Source organism: Rhodococcus sp. GB-02, from assembly GCF_053470465.1.
The window spans coordinates 139,102-155,440 of record NZ_JBPUKE010000005.1 but is presented as its reverse complement, the minus strand read 5'-3'; the positions used below and the strand labels follow the sequence as shown (position 1 = coordinate 155,440).

12 protein-coding genes and 1 pseudogene are annotated in these 16,339 nt (G+C 61.2%); 9 read left to right on the top strand and 4 right to left on the bottom strand.

Going from position 1 to position 16,339, the window contains the following annotated elements:
• Window positions 1-366 precede the first annotated feature (366 nt).
• Window positions 367-726: a BlaI/MecI/CopY family transcriptional regulator gene (locus ACSW29_RS29775; RefSeq protein WP_019747377.1), complete on the top strand. Its 360-nt coding sequence runs from the start codon at window positions 367-369 to the stop codon at window positions 724-726.
• Window positions 723-1,670 carry a M56 family metallopeptidase gene (locus tag ACSW29_RS29770; protein WP_019747376.1) on the top strand — a complete coding sequence of 316 codons (948 nt, stop codon included), beginning with the start codon at window positions 723-725 and terminating at the stop codon, window positions 1,668-1,670. Before ACSW29_RS29775 ends, ACSW29_RS29770 begins: the two co-directional genes overlap by 4 nt.
• 239 nt (window positions 1,671-1,909) lie before the next feature.
• Here ACSW29_RS29770 and ACSW29_RS29765 read toward each other — a convergent pair whose 3' ends face one another.
• A complete protein-coding gene (locus ACSW29_RS29765) occupies window positions 1,910-3,139 on the bottom strand; it encodes a prolipoprotein diacylglyceryl transferase family protein (RefSeq protein WP_051720982.1) in 1,230 nt (409 codons plus the stop codon).
• A gap of 586 nt (window positions 3,140-3,725) precedes the next feature.
• Here ACSW29_RS29765 and ACSW29_RS29760 point away from each other — a divergent pair.
• On the top strand, window positions 3,726-4,490 hold the full coding sequence (locus ACSW29_RS29760; protein ID WP_030537783.1) for an acyl-[acyl-carrier-protein] thioesterase: 765 nt from the start codon (window positions 3,726-3,728) through the stop codon (window positions 4,488-4,490).
• A 149-nt stretch (window positions 4,491-4,639) separates the two neighbouring features.
• Here ACSW29_RS29760 and ACSW29_RS29755 read toward each other — a convergent pair whose 3' ends face one another.
• Both ACSW29_RS29755 and ACSW29_RS29750 read right to left on the bottom strand, forming a co-directional pair.
• A complete protein-coding gene (locus tag ACSW29_RS29755) occupies window positions 4,640-5,821 on the bottom strand; it encodes a HAMP domain-containing sensor histidine kinase (protein ID WP_030537784.1) in 1,182 nt (393 codons plus the stop codon).
• On the bottom strand, window positions 5,818-6,576 hold the full coding sequence (locus tag ACSW29_RS29750) for a response regulator transcription factor (protein ID WP_030537785.1): 759 nt from the start codon (window positions 6,574-6,576) through the stop codon (window positions 5,818-5,820). Before ACSW29_RS29750 ends, ACSW29_RS29755 begins: the two co-directional genes overlap by 4 nt.
• A gap of 140 nt (window positions 6,577-6,716) precedes the next feature.
• Between ACSW29_RS29750 and ACSW29_RS29745 the strand changes: the two genes are divergently transcribed.
• The 6 genes from ACSW29_RS29745 to ACSW29_RS29720 all read left to right on the top strand — a co-directional run bounded on the left by ACSW29_RS29745 (window position 6,717) and on the right by ACSW29_RS29720 (window position 15,296).
• Window positions 6,717-6,986 (top strand): SHOCT domain-containing protein, encoded by a 270-nt coding sequence (locus ACSW29_RS29745; protein WP_030537786.1) that lies wholly within the window; start codon window positions 6,717-6,719, stop codon window positions 6,984-6,986.
• Between the two features lie 81 nt (window positions 6,987-7,067).
• Complete coding sequence (locus ACSW29_RS29740) at window positions 7,068-8,651, top strand: multicopper oxidase family protein (RefSeq protein WP_030537787.1); 1,584 nt, start codon at window positions 7,068-7,070, stop codon at window positions 8,649-8,651.
• Between the two features lie 514 nt (window positions 8,652-9,165).
• Entirely contained in the window at window positions 9,166-9,393 is a 228-nt protein-coding gene (locus tag ACSW29_RS29735; RefSeq protein WP_030537788.1) for a heavy-metal-associated domain-containing protein, read from the top strand.
• Window positions 9,394-9,441: 48 nt separating this feature from the next.
• Window positions 9,442-11,745 (top strand): heavy metal translocating P-type ATPase, encoded by a 2,304-nt coding sequence (locus ACSW29_RS29730; RefSeq protein ID WP_047270630.1) that lies wholly within the window; start codon window positions 9,442-9,444, stop codon window positions 11,743-11,745.
• Between the two features lie 363 nt (window positions 11,746-12,108).
• Complete coding sequence (locus ACSW29_RS29725) at window positions 12,109-14,571, top strand: heavy metal translocating P-type ATPase (protein WP_058228111.1); 2,463 nt, start codon at window positions 12,109-12,111, stop codon at window positions 14,569-14,571.
• Window positions 14,572-14,609: 38 nt separating this feature from the next.
• A complete protein-coding gene (locus ACSW29_RS29720) occupies window positions 14,610-15,296 on the top strand; it encodes a DUF305 domain-containing protein (protein ID WP_047270628.1) in 687 nt (228 codons plus the stop codon).
• A gap of 755 nt (window positions 15,297-16,051) precedes the next feature.
• Here the strand turns inward: ACSW29_RS29720 and ccsA are convergent.
• Window positions 16,052-16,228: pseudogene (gene ccsA / locus ACSW29_RS29715) on the bottom strand (cytochrome c biogenesis protein CcsA); the annotation flags it as partial.
• Window positions 16,229-16,339 lie beyond the last annotated feature (111 nt).

The following is a 16,339-nucleotide window of genomic DNA, read 5'->3' as shown; positions in this document are numbered from 1 at the left end:
CGCAAACAGAAGCTCCGCGCGAGACGTTCTCCCGTAGTCGACGCGAAAGTGCTGGATAAACCTTTTGACACTGTCAGAGCTGACAGGGGTTCGGCAGATCGTCACGGGAGGAGGTCGCCAGACACCGCCGCCGTATCGGGGCGGCGACGGGAAGCAGAACAGATAGTATTTCTACAGGGCTTCGGTTCGCCGTCTCGGCAACCTCCAGCGTGCAGAGTCGACACGACACCCTCATCGAGCGGTCCCACATCACTGTGACCGACGAATCACCGACAGCGCTGGTTGGGCCCCGTACGAAAGCGACGGAGGTTGCAGGTTGGGCACTCGCACGGTGCGGTGACGAATGCAGCTCTACGAGGAGGAAAAATGCAAGGTCTGGGAGAGCTCGAGGCGCTGGTGATGGATGTGCTGTGGCGCTCCACCGAACCGGTCCGTGTGCGCGACGTCATCGACGGCCTCGATGACGACCGTGAACCGGCGTACACGACGGTGATGACCGTCATGGACAATCTTCATCGCAAAGGTTGGGTGCATCGTCAGCGAAACGGGCGCGCGTACTGGTACGAAGCCACGCGAAGCCGCGAGGAAGCGGCAGCTGACGGGTTGCGCGCACTTCTCGAATCCACCGGAGACCCGACCGGGGTCCTGTTGCATTTTGTTCGCGGGACATCCGACGTCGAATCGAAGATCCTGGCGCGTGGATTGCGTGAACGAGGCAAGAAGTGACAGCCGTCCTCGCGTGGGCGGTCGGTGGCCTTCTCGTTGCCGCACTCTCCCCGCTGTTCCTCGGATCGATGATGCGTCGCGGCGTTGATCCGCATGTCGTCCTCGTCTTGTGGGGCGCTCTGGCACTCGGAACTGTAGTGAGTATCAGTGTCCCGGTGATCTTGAGCCTTTTACCCAGTCACGGTGGTGTCTCGTCGCTGATCGAATTCGCCCACAGCTGTTGGCTCGCCCTTCACGACGACGCGCCGGCCAGGCTCGAGACGGCGGTGGGTGTACTCGGTGGGTCAGCCCTGGTCATCGGGGCGGTGCGAGGCACCGTCCATCTGTTCAGCTTCTCCCGCACTCGCCGCGAGCTACACCAGCAGCACCTCGGGTTGCTGCGCATTCTGGGGGGTGCACGGTCCTCGTCACTGCTCTGGCTCCCGGTTTCTGTGCCCTTCGCCTACAGTATCGCTGGGCGCCCCGCGCTTGTAGTTGCGAGCGACGGATTGAGAGATCAACTCGACACCGAGGCTCTTGCTGCAGTACTCGCACATGAACGAGCACACATCACGGGGCGGCACCATCTGCTCGTCAGCGCAGCTCAAACGCTCGCCTACGCGTTTCCGTGGCTTCCGATCATGCGATCTTCGCCCCCATTGGTCCGTGCGTTGGTGGAAATCGAAGCCGACTCCCGAGCCGTTCGTCAGCATGGGCGCGAATCCGTGCACCGCGCACTCTGCAGTATGACACCTCACGAGGTGCCCGTGGCGGCTCTGGGAATAGCGCAGGATTGCCTGGCGTTGCGACTTGATCGTCTGTCCTCCCACCGCACCCACCACCCGGCGCCCATTCGCTACCTCCGCACCCTTGCTGCCTGCGGAACGGCGATCGTCCTACCTGCGGCGCCTCTTCTGGCGCTACTGGGTGCGATGGCGATGGCTTCATGCGCAGCAGGTGCTTGAAACAGTGCGAAACCGGGTCGTGGACGAACAAGGAGTCCGGCCCGCAGGGGGCCAGTGCTCAAGGCCGGTTCACCCCCTCCTCGAACTGAACCGGCCTCATGCACCGAACGCGGCGCCAATCGAATTGGCCAGATCCCGCGCGAAACTTGATTCGTGGCCATCCCAATTTTCGTGAGACTCACCTTCTGCGCACGTGGCATCGGCAGAAAAGCGCAAAAGGCTACTACTCTGGGTCACGATCACACCACGCCCAGCAGAATCGTCGCGACGATGACAATTCCGCATGCCGCGCTGGTCAGAAGCCGCCCGCGCCGTGTATGAGGGTCCGCACGATAGGGGAACAACCCTTGACGGACCCACGTGTAGATAGCCGCGGCGACAACGAATACTGCTCCGTCATAGGGCGTTTCGGTGCCGTAGAGGACGAAAATCAGTGTCGCGAGGCCGATGATCAAGCCTGCGAACGCTTCGATCAGTTGCACGGGGATTCGGCGCACCGCGAGAGTCCGGTCCGAAGCCCACATTCCCCATCTCGACCTGGTAGGTCGACCCGAACAGCATCCTGTCAAAAAGCATCCCGGGCGCCCGATCGCAATCCCGAGAAACAACCCGGGCGTTGTCATGTCCAGTAACACACCGACGCCCAGACCGAAGGCTGCTCCGCCGAGCACCAATACCGCGAGCGACACCACCAAAAATCCTTGTATGCATGCGCCGGCAGAGACGAATTTTCGAAGGCTCTGGCGGTGAAGTGCCAAGTACCAGAGCTTCGCACCCACGTAGCCGAGAAGGCAGCCGAGGATCGAAATGAGAACTGCCGCAGTGGCGTTCTCGCTCATACGGGTCAAGAGCAGTGCCTGCATGACGATGGCGAACACTGCACCCAAACCGACCAACAGCGGCCACGTCCAGAGTCGCACGCCGGGCCCGTGCACCAATGGCGCTGCGGTAGTCCAGGCCGTGGCGGTCTGCGGAGCTGCGATGTCGAACTGCCCGGTGGTGTCGTCCGGAGTTTCGATGCGCTCGGCACTGACAGTCCAACTACCAGTGGCGATTCCGCGGATTCTCGCAGTCACCGCGAAGCGTTCCCCCGCTGGAACACCGTTGACGTGGGTGACCCTCTCGAAACGTTCCGGTTCGCTGCCCGGGCTGTTGCGGGCTCCTCGGAACAGAATCGACAGATCGGAAGTAACCTCGGGCGATTCTCCCCAGTACGTTGCTGCGAGCCCCTGTGGTTCTATCTGCGTGAACGCTTCAGCGCACCCACCGCCGGGCGCAGCGAGTTCCGTTGCAGCGGTCGACTCGTCGTCACCCAATGGCCGGGCAACGCGTTCAGTGCCCGATGGCTTGGTGGGCATCGCCTTTTCGGCGATGGCCGGCGCCGGCGGTGCTTGAGCCAAGGCCGAGGCTGGCGTCGGCGCTGCTTTACTCAGATACGCCGCTGCGGCCGCTGCGGCCAGTTCTTCCACGGCACTACCGGCCGGACTGGGCCTAGCACGGGGTGTTGTGCCGACTTCGTCGTGCGGTCGTGAAGTGGGGTTCCGCTTCGGTGACGTGGCGCGTCGGGCTCGACTCTGCGTCGTAGACCGCTGTTTCGCGCGGGTTTTGGTTGATTTTTTGCTCACCGTCGCCCCAATCTCTCGGTTGGCGCGGATGCCCACCGAACTACTAAGGTCGATAGTAGCTGAACTACGAACCTGGATAGTAGGTAGAGGTCGAGCGCGAACGCGCGGGTGGGCACTGCGGCGAGACGAGGCGCTTCGAGGCCGAGCCGAGGAATATGGGAATTCCATGGTGCCGCAACGATCTTGGGCACACTCAAGAAGGACCTGGAAAGGACATCGAACGTCAACCGGCAATCGCGCGGACAGTGTAGTAGTTTGCGAGACTGGATAGGCTCCTTGTTCACCATGTTCGGAGACCGGGCACGGACTACTGGGTACGACTGCGGCAGACCCGGCGGCTGATGCGGGACTGGGCGTAGGGATCGCACTACGTTGCAGCAAGGGTGTGCAAAGTATCGAAGCGAACAATCACATCTAAGGGATCTGCAAAATGGAAGCTGACGCGATGCGCAACCACCGCCTGGTGGATTTGCCGACCAATGGCGCGGTGTTCGAAACCTCTCGGCCGGTACGGACGGGAGATATCGACGTCTCCGGGACGGTGCGACTCGATGGCGTTGCACGTTATCTGCAGGACATCGGTTTCGACGATCTCGATGCGAGCGGCGCAGCGGCTGCCCACCCGGTGTGGGTCGTGCGCCGCACAGTCATCGATGTCATTCGTCCGGTCAGCTGGCCGGCTCGTGTGCGCATGCGCAGATGGTGCTCGGGGTTGTCGAGCAGGTGGTGCACGATGCGTGTCCGCATCGAATCCGACGGCGGCGGCTTGATCGAGACCGAAGGATTCTGGATAAATCTCAATCCGGTCAACGGGATGCCTTCCAGGATCGAAGAGAGTTTCATGGCCGGACTCGGTTCGACCGCCAACGATCACCGATTGAAGTGGAAACCCTGGCACACCGCTCATCCGGGCGATGGGGAGGAAACGACATTCGTCTTACGATCGAGCGATATCGATCCGTTCAACCACGTCAACAACGCCACGTATTGGCAGCCTGTCGAAGACCTGATCAGAGATTGGGCCGGACCCCGAAATCCACTCCCCTACCGAGCGATTCTCGAATATCGCTCTCCCATCACCGCGGGAAACGACGTGACCGTGCGGTATCACAGTTCAGGGGAGAGCCTGAGTAGTTGGTTCCTGGTCTCGGGTTCGGTGTGCGCGAGTGCCTACGTCACAGCGATCGAAGTGTAAGTCCCCGGGCCGGGTCACCTCTGCGCTCTGGTCTCTTGAATCGTCATTGATCGGTTCACCTCACGAGTTCTTGACCAGGTGTGCCGGTAGCGGCGGGGTGAGTGGGTGTTCCCGGAGCGTTTCCATTACCTCGAATGTCGCGTCGAATGTCACGCATCGACAGTTCCCCGGCAGTCGATGTGCCGCCCTTTCGGACGATGTACTGGCAACGCGATAACGAAGGTGGTGCCTTGCCCGGCTCCGTCACTCGCGGCGGTGATCTGTCCACCGTGTGCTTCGACGAGTGCTTTCGCGATGGACAGTCCGATCCCTGCCCCTCCGTGAGCACGATCGCGTGCTGCGTCGGCGCGATAGAAACGCTCGAACAGATAGGGGAGGTGCTCGGCGGCGACTCCATCGCCTTCGTCGGTGAGTGTGAGGATGAACCGATCCCCTTTCACCCGTCCCCGCACCTTCACTGTGCTCTGTGATCGACTGTGGCGCAGTGCGTTGTCGAGCAGATTGCTCAACACTTGCCCTATGCGCTCCGGGTCCAGCCACACCGACGGCAGATTTCCGGGGACGTCCACGCTCAGAATGACTGCTTTCGTGTCGTATCGTTCTTCGTGCGCCGCTACCGCTGAGCTCACCAGTACCTCAGGTCTGGTCCATGTCGGTTCGATTGCAGCTCGATTCGTCTCGGCATCGGACAGCGCCGAGACGTCGCCGGAAAACCGTGCCAGACGTCGGGTCTGATCTCTGAGCATCGCAATGGTGTGATCATCGAGAGCTTCCACTCCGTCTTCGAGCGCTTCCATGAATGCTTCGAGAACAGCTACCGGCGTCCGGATCTCGTGCGCGAGATCTGCCAGCAACCGTCGACGCATCGACTCGGCAGACTCGAGACGGACCGCCATTTCGTTGAAGGCCGTCGCAAGTGCGTCGAAGTCGTCACCGAGCTGCGGCGGCGGGACTCTGGCCGCGTAGTTTCCCGCCGAGACTGCCGTGGCGGCAGTTGACACCGCAGTCACCGACCGCTGCAGCCGACGACTGAGATACCAGGTCACAGCCAGCGCGCACAACGCAGCTGCGCCGATCGCCACGGACAACGAGACCGCAGTTGCCGAGCGATATGCCTGCTCGGCATGCATTTGCTCCTCAGACATCGGAGGCACGCCCGCGCGGCGCAGATGCTCGCGGAACAAACTCGGACCGACAGTGACTGCAACGACCCATGAGGTGGCCGCTCCTGCCACCAAGACCAGCGTTTGGGCCATCAACAAACGCACGCCGACACCGAGTCCTCGGCGGGTACGCCCCTGATGAGACGAAAGTTCTTCCAGGGTAGTCATTTTCCGGAACCCATTCGGTACCCGATGCCGCGCACGGTATTGACATACAAAGGCGCGGCGGGATCATCGCCGAGTTTGCGGCGCAGATGACCGATATGAACATCGACAAGATGTTCGTTCCCCGTCCACGCAGGACCCCACACTGCTTCGATCAGTTGCCGACGGCTGAACGCCATCCCCGGCCGAGCGGCCAATGCCGCCAACACGTCGAATTCCGTCCGAGTCAGCAGAACCGGTTTCTCGGCGACCGAGACCTCTCGCCCGGCAACGTCGATCCTGAGCACCCCGAACGTCATTGGCGGACTCTCCTCGTCTCGGGTTACCGCTCTCGCAGTTGTACCGTGCGCGACTCCGCTGCGGGGTCTGCGCATCATCGCGCGGATCCTCGCTACCAACTCTCGGGGGCTGAACGGCTTGCTCATGTAATCATCGGCACCGACAGAAAGCCCGACGATGGTGTCCACTTCCTCACTGCGAGCAGTCAGCATCACCACGTATGCATCCGAAAATGTACGAAGTTCCCGGCATACCTCGATGCCGTCGATACCGGGCAACCCGAGATCGAGGACCACCACATCAGGATCGACCTCACGTGCCAGGGCGAGAGCGTCGAAACCGTTGTAGGCCACACTCACCTCGAATGACTCTCGTTCGAGGTAACTCGAGATGATCGAGGCCAGTGGGCGTTCGTCGTCGACGACCAGTGCCCGAAAACCTGCGTACCCGTCGGTTGACCGTGTTGACGTACTGTCCATGCCACCATCGTGGACTGCTCAGTCGCCGCTGCGCACGCGATACACGGTATGCGGTCACCTCTTCAGCGAATCTTCATAGAAAGCACACCGATCCCAGAGGGTTCGGCGAGCACTGTCGAAGGTGAGGAGAGTGAACGGACATGATGTGGTGGAGCGAGAATTCGGGTTATGGAATGGGTTGGGTCAGCTGGATTCTGATGGCGCTGGCGATGATCGCATTTTGGGGGTTGGTCATTGCGGCCCTACTTGCTTTGTTTCGTCCCAGGCGCAGTACCCGCAGCGAACTCCGTGGTACGAATGCGCAGCATCTGTTGGATGAGCGCTACGCCCGCGGCGAGATCGACGATGACGAGTATCGCTCCCGCAGTGAAGCTTTGGATCGATCCTCTCGTCGACACGAGAGTCGTTGACCTCTGCCGCACGCGCGCCCCGGGCTCGGTGGCGTATCAGTTCCGTTTCTCCACAACGACTAGACAAGGACAATCACAATCATGGCTATTGCGCCGTTCACAGGATCGGCTTTCAGTCGACGTACGTTTCTCGCCGCCACGGCGGCGGGGGCGGGTGGCCTGGCGTTGACCGCATGCACCACCAGCGGATCGTCCAACCCGAACCCCCCGCCGTTCGACAAGAATGCCATCACGTCCGCTGAGGCAGCGCGCCCGCATACCGGTCGCACCGTGGACTACACGCTCAATCCGCAGGGTGCCGATATCGATCTCGGCGGCATCACGGTGCGCACTCTGGCATACGGCGACAGTGTTCCCGGTCCGTTGATTCGCGCGAATGTCGGTGACGAGTTGGCGATCACCGTCAACAACGGACTCGATCATCAGACATCGGTGCATTGGCACGGCATCGCGCTTCGCAACGACATGGACGGCGCCATGCCGGCAAGCCCGAACATCGAATCGGGGCAGAACTTCACATACCGGTTCTCAGTACCTCATTCGGGAACGTATTGGGCTCACCCGCATGTCGGTCTCGACACCGACTACGGCCTGTATCTCCCCATCGTCGTCGACGACCCCCGCGAGCCCGTCGACTACGACGCCGAATGGATCGTGGTTCTCGACGACTGGACGGATGGAGTCGGCACGAGTCCGCAACAGATCCTCTCCGACCTTCAGTCCGGAAACGGCATGGGTTCGATGGGCGGATCCGGGATGGGCAACATGCCTGGCATGGGTGGAATGAACCACGGGTCGGCCGAAACCACGCTGCCCGCCACCTCGGGTGGCCCTAACTCGGTAGAATCAAGCGCTCTGCTCGGTGGGGACGCGGGTGACGTCAGCTATCCGTACTATCTGATCAACGGGCGGATAGCTTCTGCACCGACAACTTTCTCGGCCGCTCCCGGTCAGCGTGTGCGTATTCGCATCATCAACGCGGGTGCGGATACCGCTTTTCGAGTCGCCCTTGCCGATCACGTGATGTCCGTGACCCATACGGACGGTTTTCCGGTCGTACCGACAGAAGTCGATGCGCTTCTCCTCGGCATGGGTGAGCGCTACGACGTGATCGTCACGGTCAAGGACGGTGTATTCCCGCTCGTCGCCGCGGCCGAGGGTAAGAACGCTCAGGCTCGGACGCTGCTGCGTACAGGCTCGGGCGCTGCGCCCGACGCGTCGTTCCTCCCTCGGGAATTGGCAGGTCGAGTGGGCACGGTCGAGTCGTTCACTGCAGCCGAAAGTGTCGTTCTGCCGCGAAGCGATGGCACCGGTGTCGATCTCGTGGCAGACCTCGGGGGGGACATGATGAGCTACCAATGGACGATCAACGGTCGGAACTACGACCAAACCGAACCTCTGACCGTCAAAGAAGGGGACCGAGCCCGGCTCACGTTCACCAACATGACGATGATGTGGCATCCCATGCATCTGCACGGGCATACGTTCCAAGTGGTCAAAGGTGACGGCGGTGTCGGCCCTCGTAAGGACACAGTCATCGTTCGTCCGATGGAATCTGTCGCTGTCGATCTCATCGCCGACAACCCGGGCGACTGGATGCTCCACTGCCACAACGGATATCACCAGGAGTCGGGTATGATGACCCGCTTGGGCTACATCGTCTGACACGTGGAGACGTCCGAACACACGATCACACCAGCACGGGAGGCGCGACCTGATTGGGCCGGCATCTCATTCGATGCCTCTTCCTACCCCGTTCGGCGAGGTGAGATTGTGGCCGCCCCGGCATCGGGTCAGCGTCCCGGAATCCCCGGCCTCTGCCCTGCCGCTGGACTGGGATCGAAATCCCGCGAACGGCGCAACTGCCCATGGCTCCGGTGTACACCTGGCGACACTCCACGGGCGCTCGAAATTCGACGTTCTCTGCGCGGGCGAATACACGAGGGAGAATCCGACCAAATGTCCGACGGAAGTAGTCGAGGCGCAGCCTTGACTCACCTTCTCCTAACGCGAGTATAGTAGAAACAGGTACCCCCCTGGGGTACCAGACGGGAAGGGAATCATGAGCGGTCAGACTAACTCGCAGCCGAATCTACTCGATAAGACGCAACGCGGCTGTGGATGCAACTCGACGAAGAAATCACCCACGACATCCGCGCCCACCCCTACGGAGGACATCATGTCTGCAACCAACAACACGTTCGCGGTCACCGGCCTCACCTGCGGGCATTGCGTCGGCGCCGTCACGGACGAGCTGCGCGCCCTCCCCGGAGTGAGCGAGGTCGAGATCGATCTCGTCGCCGGAGGAGTCTCCACCGTGACCGTCACAGCTTCAGCGCCACTGACCGAGGAACAAGTAACTGCCGCGCTCGACGAAGCCGGCAACTATCATCTCGCGAACATCTGACCGGGCGCCCACACCGCCAGCGTAGGCAGGTCAGGAGAGGTACATCTGATGAGCACCCTGGACAACACGACCGTCGCTGCCGAGTCCGCACACAGTGTCGAACTGGTCATCGGCGGCATGACCTGCGCCTCCTGCGCCGCGCGAATCGAAAAGAAGCTCAACAAGATCGACGGCGTCACCGCGACAGTGAACTACGCGACCGAAAAGGCGAAGGTCGATTTCACGGGTGCGGTAGCACCTGAAGACTTGATCTCCACCGTCGAGGCAACGGGATACACCGCCACCTTGCCTGCCCCCAAGGGCTCGTCCGGGGAGGTCGGCACTACCGACGGGGTGGACGCCCGAATCCAGGACGAGGCTTCGCAACTGCGGACCCGACTGCTCGTCTCGCTCGCATTGACTGTGCCTGTGGTCGCATTGTCGATGATCCCGCCATTGCAGTTCACGAACTGGCAGTGGCTGGCCTTGACGCTCGCATCTCCCGTCGTCGTCTGGGGCGCACTCCCCTTCCACCGCGCTGCACTGACGAATGCCCGACACGGCGCGGCAACAATGGACACTCTGATCTCGGTGGGGGTGTCGGCGGCCTACCTGTGGTCACTGTGGGCGTTGTTCTTCGGTCATGCCGGAATGGCCGGCATGAAGATGGAGTTCAGCCTGTTCCCACAGCAGGAGGGCGGAGCGGACCACATCTATCTGGAAGTCGCTGCTGCGGTCACCGTCTTCATACTGGCGGGGCGATATTTCGAAGCCCGCGCCAAGAAGCAGTCGGGTGCAGCCCTACGCGCACTGATGGACATGGGAGCCAAAGACGTAGCGGTGTTGAGGGAACACACCGAGATCCGAATTCCCACCGAACAATTGGTGGTCGGTGACATCTTCGTCGTACGCCCCGGCGAAAAGATCGCGACCGACGGCATCGTCACCGACGGCACATCTGCGGTGGACGCCTCCATGCTGACCGGCGAATCCGTGCCAGTCGAAGTGCGCCCTGGCGACGCCGTTGTCGGCGCCACCGTCAACGCTGGAGGGCGACTCCTCGTTCGAGCAACTCGTATCGGCGCCGACACTCAGCTCGCTCAGATGGCACGACTGGTCGAAGATGCACAGAACGGCAAGGCTCAGGTCCAACGTCTCGCCGACCGCATCTCCGGAATCTTCGTCCCGGTCGTCATCGTTCTCTCACTGATGACGTTGGGTGCGTGGCTTTTGACCGGTCACTCGATGGTGACGGCGTTCACCGCCGCCGTTGCCGTGCTGATCATCGCGTGCCCCTGTGCATTGGGGTTGGCAACACCGACGGCGCTGATGGTCGGAACGGGCCGCGGCGCCCAGTTGGGGATTCTCATCAAAGGCCCCCAGGTTCTCGAATCCACCCGTCAGGTCGACACCATCGTGCTCGACAAGACCGGGACCGTCACCACCGGGCGCATGAGTGTCGATTCGACAGTCGGCGCAGATGGCGAGAATATCGACGAATTACTTTTTGTCGCAGGAGCGTTGGAGGACGGCTCCGAACACCCGATCGCGCAGGCCATCACTCTTGCAGCTCGGGCTGACGGCCGGCCGTTGCCGAGAATCGAAGGTTTCTCCAACCACGACGGCCGAGGCGTCTCCGGTGTCGTAGACGGCCGAGCCGTTGCTATAGGTCGGCGAACCTGGTTGGAGCAGGACTGGTCTCTCGTCGCACCCAAGAATCTGGAAGTGGCCGCACACGACGCGGAAGCCGACGGAAAGTCCCCGGTGTGGGTTGCGTGGGACGGTTCGATCCGCGGAATCGTGGTCGTGTCGGACACTGTCAAGGACACCTCGAAAGAGGCCATCACTGCATTCCGAACCTTGGGACTACGTCCCATCCTGTTGACCGGCGATAATGCTCGCGCCGCCGTCGCCGTCGCAAAACAAGTGGGGATCGAAGCCGCCGATGTCATCGCCGAAGTCTTGCCCGCGGACAAAGTAAGCGCCGTCAAAGACCTCCAAAGCCGTGGGTATACAGTCGCTATGGTCGGTGACGGTGTCAACGACGCCGCTGCTCTGGCACAAGCAGACTTAGGTCTGGCCATGGGCACCGGCAGCGATGTCGCCATCGAAGCCTCCGATCTCACCCTTGTCCGAGGCGACCTGCGCTCCGCCGCAGATGCGATCCGTCTGTCGCGCTCGACGTTGAAAACCATCAAAGGGAACCTTTTCTGGGCCTTCGCCTACAACGTGGCGGCGTTGCCTCTGGCGGCGCTGGGGTTGTTGAACCCGCTGATCGCCGGCGCTGCCATGGCTTTCAGCTCCATCTTCGTCGTCACGAACAGTTTGCGCCTACGACGATTCACCAGTCATGCCACAAGCTCCGATCACTGATTTGATCCCGAATTCGACTGCCCCGATGACCTTCCGTCTGCCCTGAACTCTTCGGACGCGATGTGCGGGAGAGGTCCCACTGTCCACCCGCAACGAATCCAAAGGTTTCACTTCACGACGACCACCATCACGGACGAGGGCAGTCGTCGACTGCTTGGGACACCATGGTCCTTCATCGAATCTTCACCAAACATCTAACCAAGGCATATCCGCCACCGGCAGGCTCAGTATTGAGACACACGTGGACCCCACAACATCACGCCCCAGAGGTGCCGACGATCTGCCACAACACGGGAACATGCCACCGAGGTATCCGCACAGTCGCTGCCGCAAGAATGGCGGTCACAACGAGAGGGCGCAGAGATGAATCGAACCACCGTTCTCGAAGTACAAGGATTGCAGTGGGCGACATCGAAAGCCGCAGTCGAATCAACTCTCCTTCGCCGACGTGGCGTCGTCTCTGCTGAGGCCAACGTCCTCAACCAAACTGCCACGGTCACCTACGACCCGGCTGCAACCTCGATACCCGAACTGTCCCAATGGATCCGGGACTGCGGCTATCACTGCGCAGGGCGATCAGTGCCCTCCCACAGCTGCGACCCCCTCTCCGAACCAAACGACAGCACCAGCGCCACGCCCTCTGAATACCACGTTCATTCAGACCACGCCGACACATCAACCGACGCACCGGTCGAACACCCCGGCGAATCTCCTCACGGCGAACACACAGCGCACGAACCACATGCTCAACACTCTGCACAGGACATGATGGGGCACGGAGGCGCCCACGCCGGAATGTCGATGGACGACATGGTCCGGGACATGCGAAATCGCTTTCTCGTCGCTCTCGTTCTGTCCATTCCGATCATGCTGTGGTCCCCGATGGGGCGCGACATGTTCGGATTCACAGTTCCCGCCCCGTTCGGACTCCGCGACGACGTATTCACCCTGATACTGAGCTTGCCAGTGGTGTTCTACTCGGCCTGGATCTTTTTCGACGGCGCTTATCGGGCTCTGAAGGCCCGCACCCTCGACATGATGGTCCTCGTTGCCGTCGCCGTCGGGGCGGGTTGGCTCTACAGCGTCGCCGTCACCTTCACCGGCGGCGGCGAGGTCTTCTACGAGGCCGCGTCGGTGCTGACGGCTTTCGTCCTGCTCGGACATTGGTTCGAGATGCGAGCCAGAGGTGGAGCCAACGACGCGATTCGCACACTGCTCGAACTGACCCCGCCATTGGCAATCGTGTTGAGAGACGGCGAACCCGTCGAAGTTCCCACCGCCGACGTTGTCGTCGGAGACCTGTTACTGATCCGACCAGGCGGCAAAGTCCCTGTCGATGGAACGGTCGAGAGCGGAACTTCCGAAGTCGACGAGTCAATGGTGACCGGGGAAAGCCTTCCCGTATCCAAAGAACCGGGATCCGCAGTCATCGGGGCTTCCATCAACACGACGGGCACACTTCGCGTCCGAGCAACCAAAGTCGGTGCCGACACCGCCCTGTCCCAAATAGTGGCGTTGGTCCAGGAAGCGCAGAACTCGAAAGCGCCGGGGCAACGGTTCGCTGATCGGGCCGCGTTCTGGCTCGTCCTTGTTGCTTTGATCGGCGGCACCGGCACCTTCCTCGTCTGGTGGGCGGCGGGTGCAGGAGTGCAGACCGCGCTTCTGTTCGCGATCACCGTCGTTGTCATCACCTGCCCCGACGCTCTCGGTTTGGCCACGCCCACCGCCATCATGGTCGGCACCGGACTCGGAGCTCAACGAGGAGTGTTGTTCAAAAATGCCACCGCGCTGGAATCCTCGGCGCGCATCGAGACGGTAGTGATGGACAAGACCGGCACCCTCACCAAGGGTGAACCCGAAGTCACCGACGTCGTCGTCGACGGTATCGGCACCGATGAACTCCTTTCCCTCGTCGCGGCGGTCGAACGCGAGTCCGAACACCCCCTCGCCGGCGCGATCGTCCGCTACGCGACCGAACGCGGCGCCCCGGAGTTTCCCCTCACAAATTTCCGTAATGTGCCAGGTCATGGTGCGGCTGCGGAGGTGGACGGTCGTCGAGTGGCGGTGGGCAACCGCAAACTGATGATCGCCGAAAACGTCGACTTCGGCACATTGATGGGTACACGCGACGACCTCGCGGCCAGCGGGCGCACAGCAGTACTCGTTGCCGTCGACGGACAGGGCGTCGGGGTGATCGCACTCGCCGACGCTGTCCGAGAGACTTCCGCCGCCGCAGTGGCGGCGCTGCACGACTTGGGCGTCGAAGTCGTCATGCTCAGCGGCGACAACGAAGCCACCGCACAGCGCATCGCGGGCCAGCTCGGTATCGATACCGTCATCGCGGAAGTGCTCCCCGGCGACAAAGCCGCCAAGATCGTCGAGCTGCAAAATGCCGGCAAAAAGGTTGCGATGGTCGGGGACGGAGTCAACGATGCTCCCGCGCTCGCACAAGCGGACCTCGGTATCGCCATCGGCGCAGGTACCGACGTCGCAATCGAAACAGCGGACCTCGTGCTGATGCGGTCGGACCCACTCGACGTACCGGTCGCTCTACAAATCGGGCGAGGCACCCTCCGCAAGATGAGACAGAACCTCGGATGGGCAGTCGGGTACAACGTCATCGCCCTCCCCATCGCCGCTGGAGTCTTCGAACCCTCCCTCGGACTTGTACTTCGCCCCGAGATCGCGGCGCTGTCGATGTCCGGGTCCAGCTTCATCGTCGCAGTCAATGCACTACTGCTGAAGCGGCTACGCCTCCCTTCTCCCCCAGATCAACACCGGCCTTCACCCAGCACTACGAAGTCCACCTCACAGAACGTCTCATGACCCGACAACCGATCTCCCAGCGAAAGGGATTCCCCGATATGAAGAAGGTCCTCGCAATCAGTGCTGCAGCAACTGCAGCACTATTCGTCCTCACCGCATGTAACAGCTCCAATACCGATGAAACTACCTCCACGCCAACGTCAATGAGTGCCGAATCCAGTTCATCGGCGAACGCGAGCACTCACAATCAGGCAGATGTGACATTCGCCGAGCAGATGATCCCGCATCACAGTCAGGCCGTCCAGATGAGCGACATGCTCCTCTCCAAAGACGGTATCGACCCCCGAGTGACGACGTTGGCAGAACAGATCAAGGCAGCGCAAGCCCCAGAAATCGAGCAGCTGCAGGCCTGGTTGACCAGCTGGGGACAGAGTTCGTCCTCCTCTGGCATGAATATGCCGACCACCTCCCACAGCATGGAAGGCATGACACCCTCTACCAGCATGAACATGCCGATGCCCTCAGAGAGCATGGGGATGACGCCGGGAATGATGGAGGGGATGATGTCCGCCGATGACATGACCGCGCTGCAGAATGCACAGGGAACCGATGCCGCGAAACTGTTCCTCGCTCAGATGATCGACCATCACCGCGGAGCTGTCGCAATGGCGCAAACTGAAGTTGATTCCGGACAGTATCCCGAAGCTATCTCCATGGCGCAGACCATCATCAGCGCGCAAAACCAGGAAATCACCACGATGGAAGGCATTCTCGCCACGCTGTGATCACGACTTCCGGCGTTCATTGCTCAGATTTCAGTCGGATGTGAGCGCACGCGGCTCGGTGTCTCTGCTTGACAATTGACCTCGGCAGAGGCACCGAGCCTTCTAGGCGACAGGTCAATACCCCGGAGGACACCGAACACTATCGAGGCAACCTCATTTGTTGGAGGGTTTGGTAATTACACCCGAAGATATCCCGAGATCCGCACGCGCCGTCCTGCGTGCGCGGTCACATTCGTCGGGCTCAACATTCTGGTCAGGCTCCGTGGGATACCCACCAGCACGAGGTAGGAACGGGTGCACAAAAACCCACGCCTGAACCGAACCGATCTATTTGCATCAATCAGGTCCAGGCGCAAACCGAGCCCATCGATTAACGAGGGACAGGCCGGGTACGCAAACGAGAACAGACGACATGGAGGTCATGATGCAGGACGTTCGGCGGGGGATGACCGACTCCGAGTTGATCGCGGAGGCGTACCGACTCGAAAGCCAGCCGGTATTGAGCAGGTGCGACCACATCAGGTTGACACTGATACACGATGAACTCGAGTGTCGCGCAGGATGTCGGGAAAAGAAACTCCCTGACGCGGCGCCACAACGGCTTCCGCCTTGCAAGGGCAGGAAGTGCGCATGATTGACAAGTTTGATCACCACGTTCACACACTCACATCAGAATGGCTGCGCCACTCCCCCGGCATGCAGGCGCGGGGCTCCCCTGATCCATATGCCCCCGCGCCACTCTCACCCGCTCGCTCTCAGTTGAGTCCCGCGTACGAATGGAGGCCGGAGACATCCATCTTGATGATGAAGAGATTGAACAGCATTGCGACGAAACCGGCAATGATTATCCAGGCGGCACGGGTATCGCGCCAACCAGAAGTAGCACGCGCGTGCAGAGAGGCGGCGTAGATCACCCAAGCGATGAAGGAGATGTGAACGACGGTTGAAAACTAGACCACCCGTCGTTTCTGGACTAGTTTTCAACCGTCGTCAACAGGAGACCGTTTCCTTGGGGTCCCATCCTTCTTGACAACATCCAATCG

What these genes read in the sequence shown, in the direction of transcription:
- ACSW29_RS29775 (WP_019747377.1), top strand. Translation starts at nt 367, where the DNA reads ATGCAAGGTCTGGGAGAGCTCGAGGCGCTGGTGATGGATGTGCTGTGG.
- ACSW29_RS29720 (WP_047270628.1), top strand. Translation starts at nt 14,610, where the DNA reads ATGAAGAAGGTCCTCGCAATCAGTGCTGCAGCAACTGCAGCACTATTC.
- ACSW29_RS29735 (WP_030537788.1), top strand. Translation starts at nt 9,166, where the DNA reads ATGTCTGCAACCAACAACACGTTCGCGGTCACCGGCCTCACCTGCGGG.
- ACSW29_RS29750 (WP_030537785.1), bottom strand. Translation starts at nt 6,576, where the DNA reads ATGGACAGTACGTCAACACGGTCAACCGACGGGTACGCAGGTTTTCGG.
- ACSW29_RS29725 (WP_058228111.1), top strand. Translation starts at nt 12,109, where the DNA reads ATGAATCGAACCACCGTTCTCGAAGTACAAGGATTGCAGTGGGCGACA.
- ACSW29_RS29760 (WP_030537783.1), top strand. Translation starts at nt 3,726, where the DNA reads ATGGAAGCTGACGCGATGCGCAACCACCGCCTGGTGGATTTGCCGACC.
- ACSW29_RS29745 (WP_030537786.1), top strand. Translation starts at nt 6,717, where the DNA reads ATGATGTGGTGGAGCGAGAATTCGGGTTATGGAATGGGTTGGGTCAGC.
- ACSW29_RS29755 (WP_030537784.1), bottom strand. Translation starts at nt 5,821, where the DNA reads ATGACTACCCTGGAAGAACTTTCGTCTCATCAGGGGCGTACCCGCCGA.
- ACSW29_RS29730 (WP_047270630.1), top strand. Translation starts at nt 9,442, where the DNA reads ATGAGCACCCTGGACAACACGACCGTCGCTGCCGAGTCCGCACACAGT.
- ACSW29_RS29740 (WP_030537787.1), top strand. Translation starts at nt 7,068, where the DNA reads ATGGCTATTGCGCCGTTCACAGGATCGGCTTTCAGTCGACGTACGTTT.